This is a genomic window from Aurantimonas marianensis (assembly GCF_024195285.1).
Lineage (GTDB): Bacteria > Pseudomonadota > Alphaproteobacteria > Rhizobiales > Rhizobiaceae > Aurantimonas > Aurantimonas marianensis.
Genome location: NZ_JALHBS010000129.1, coordinates 1 through 3,330, shown reverse-complemented (window position 1 = coordinate 3,330; position 3,330 = coordinate 1). Strand labels below are relative to the sequence as shown.

4 protein-coding genes are annotated in these 3,330 nt (G+C 64.1%); all 4 read left to right on the top strand.

The genetic code is table 11. The annotated features are described in order from the left end of the window. The coding region (locus MJ956_RS18555) for an amino acid ABC transporter ATP-binding protein (RefSeq protein WP_253965903.1) at positions 1-619 on the top strand (619 nt) is incomplete at its 5' end. Positions 620-921: 302 nt separating this feature from the next. Next, positions 922-1,410: a tetratricopeptide repeat protein gene (locus tag MJ956_RS18550; RefSeq protein ID WP_253965902.1), complete on the top strand. Its 489-nt coding sequence runs from the start codon at positions 922-924 to the stop codon at positions 1,408-1,410. A 210-nt stretch (positions 1,411-1,620) separates the two neighbouring features. Next, the gene (locus MJ956_RS18545) at positions 1,621-2,073 is read left to right on the top strand and encodes a hypothetical protein (RefSeq protein WP_253965901.1); all 453 of its coding nucleotides are present in this window, start codon (positions 1,621-1,623) and stop codon (positions 2,071-2,073) included. 195 nt (positions 2,074-2,268) lie between these two features. Continuing rightward, positions 2,269-3,330, top strand: a 1,062-nt coding sequence (locus MJ956_RS18540; RefSeq protein WP_253965900.1) for a type II and III secretion system protein family protein, incomplete at its 3' end; no start/stop codon positions are given.

Here is a 3,330-nt window from a genome sequence, read left to right as displayed (position 1 = left end):
TTCGGGCAAGTCGACGTTAATCAAATGCGTCAACGGGCTTGAGCCGGTGCAGAAGGGCTCGATCACTGTGGACAATATGGCGGTCACCGACCGCAAGACCAACCTCACCCAACTGCGCGCGCGGATCGGGATGGTGTTTCAGCATTTCGAGCTCTACCCGCACATGACCGTTCGGGAAAACCTCTGCCTCGCGCAGGAAAAGGTGCTGGGACGCAGCCGGGCCGAGGCCGTGGCCAAGGCGGAAAGTCTGCTGGAAAGGGTCGGACTGGCCGAGCACATCGACAAGCATCCCGGCGCGCTTTCCGGCGGTCAGCAGCAGCGGGTGGCGATCTCACGGGCGCTCGCGATGGACCCGATCGCCATGCTGTTCGACGAGCCGACCTCGGCACTCGATCCCGAGATGATCAACGAAGTGCTCGACGTGATGGTGGAGCTCGCGCGCGAGGGGATGACGATGATCGTCGTTACGCACGAGATGGGATTTGCCCGCAAGGTCGCGGATCGGGTGGTCTTCATGGATGAGGGGATGATCGTGGAGGACCGAGCCACCGAAGAGTTCTTCGGCGATCCCGAAAGCGAGCGGGCGCAGGAATTTCTTTCAAAGATCCTCAACCACTGAGGTCGATCGGCCTCGGCGTCGCGATCGGACGGACTCTCGATGACGGGCTGTCCCCGCATCCACGCCGCTCGACCCCGTCACAGCCGATGAAATCACGAAACGAGCCGGTTGGGTGCGTCCTCGAGGCCTTCAACGGAGCGGCGAAGGACGACGGCTCAGCGACACCATCAACGGCCAATTAAGAGAATCCATGAGATGGTGCTGGTTGGAGAGCGCAGATTGATTGCGAACTCCGCACTCACGCACGGTGATCGCGAGAAGGAGCGGCTTTCCGCATTGATCGCTTGAGGGGAAGCATGTCGATGACGAAACATCTGGTGATCATGGCCGTCGTCCTCGCCGCCGCGCTCTCCAGCTGTCGGTCCTCCAATCTGGACGACGCGTTCGGAGCTTCGTCCTTCGGTTATGCCGCCGCTATCGACGACATCCGTCTGTTGCCCGAGGCCAGAACCCAGTTCAAAGCTCGCAATTACGGCAAATCCCACGCGCTGTTTAAGAAATCGGCGGAAGTCTATCCGAACAACCCGGCCGCCTGGCTTGGGCTAGCCGCCTCGGCCGATCAGCTCGGCCAGTTCGACACCGCCGATACCGCCTATGGCGCACTCGCCAAGCTCATTCCCGGCACGGTCGAGTACTACAACAATATCGGCTACTCCGCGCTGCTGCGCGGCGATTTGCGCTCCGCCGCCCGACACTTGGCCAAGGCGCGGGCGCTTGCCCCCCGCAGCGTCACCGTCGCCAACAATTTGCGCCTTCTCCGCAACAGCGCCACCCGAGCCAAGAGGAGCTGAGTGCCTGAGATGCGAGGTCGATCGGTGACAGCAAGGCCCGCGTGGGTTCACACGGCCCAAGTTCATGAAAATCCCGCCCCTGCTCCGGCTCGGACCCCCGTCCCGGACCGGCAGGAGACGCAAACGCCACCCGAGCCGAAACGATCCTGGTCGGCCATCCTGCTTGTCTTGAATGGTGCGTGTCTGTCGGCCACCTTGGCCGTCGCCGTCATGATGCTGCTCGCGTGGCGCCCCATGCAGAATCTCGACGACCTCGACAACCGCTGGGCCAAGCTCGATGGCGTCGAACAACGCCTGAGCCGCCGCATCGAGGGTGCCGCCGATCGCGTCGATCACGCCATTCAGGGCAGAATCGACCGGGTTGACGCGGGATTGGGCGGATTGGCGGACGGACTGGGGCAACTCCGAGTTTCCGTCGGCCAGGGCGTGAACGCACTCGAGGACACCAGCGCCAGGCTGGACGAGACCTTTGCCGGCGCCCTTCTGGCGATCACCGAGCTGGCCGAAACGGCCAACCCGAGCCAGGACTGGGAACCGCCCGTGGCGGCGGCCTCTGCGGACTCGACGCCCGAAACCCTCGATCAGCGCCCGTCCTCCCCGCAATTCCAGCGCCAGGAATTGCCTGACGGATCGGTCGCCTATCGCCGGTTGAGCGCACGCTAGAATCATTGGACCGTCCCCGGACGTTTGTCGTGTTGACCCGCCCTTAACCATCTCGTCGCAAACTGCCGCAAATTGCGGGCCACATCGTGGTCCGACGCCCTGTTTGTCGCTCGAACCGCCCGGTCGATCCAGGCTGGTGAGCATACACCGAACCACTCGGACGACAGCAGAGACTGGACGCGAAAGGTAGCCTCGATGGGTGTGCTCCATCCTTGGAAACAGGCGGTGGAACGGCCCGCTCGCTGGCGCGCGCTCGCTGCTTTGCCGCGGCTGCTGCGCCTCGCGCTGACGACGCTCGCTTGCCTCGCGGTCCTTCCCGCGGCGGCCCAGCAGCGCATGCTCGCCATCGGCGACGGCGGCGTGTCGAACGTGGTCGTGCGGCAAAGTTCGACGGTCACCATCACGACCAACCGGCCCTTCGCAAATCTCGTCGTCGGCGACGTCAAGATCGCTGATGTGGTGCCGTTGTCCGATCGTTCTTTCTACATCCAGGGCCGGTCGAACGGGATCACCAATATCTCGATCTATGACGACGGCGACAGGCTCCTCGGGGTCGTCGACACCCGTGTCAGCATGGACTTCGCCAACGTCCATTCCGCGATCCGCGCCGCCGTTCCCAGCGCGACGGTGAAGGTGACCAATTTCAACGATCGCATTCATCTCAGCGGGACCGTCAAGAGCGCCCCCGACGCGGTGAAGGTGATGGAGGTTGCCCAGCAATTCTCGTCCGAGCCGGTCATCAACGCGCTTGCGGTCACCGATGCCCAACAGGTCGCGCTGGAAGTGCGCGTGCTCGAAGCGAGGCGTAGCGCCGGCCGCGACCTTGGCGTGAACTTCCGCGTCGCCGGTGGCACCTCGCTCGGCGTCGTGGGGTCGCGCCTGCGGCTGAATGCCGATCCCGACACCGGCCAGCCGAAATCCTATCTGGACAATGACGCCGGCCGCAATTCGCAGGGCACGCCCTTCGGGTCGCTGGTCGCTCAGGTTCTCGAGAGCGCCGGCGTTCGCGTCGACATGATCATCAACGCGCTGGAGAAGAAGGGCCTCGCGCGACGGCTGGCCCAGCCCAACCTGACCACGATGAGTGGCGAGCGGGCGAGCTTCCACGCCGGCGGCGAGGTGCCGATCCAAGCGGCGGTCATCGGACCGAACGGCAATTCCACGTCGCAGACCGAATACCGCCCCTACGGCGTCCGTCTGGAGTTCCTGCCGACTGTCCTGGATAGCGGCCTGATCAATCTCAGGGTAATGACCGAG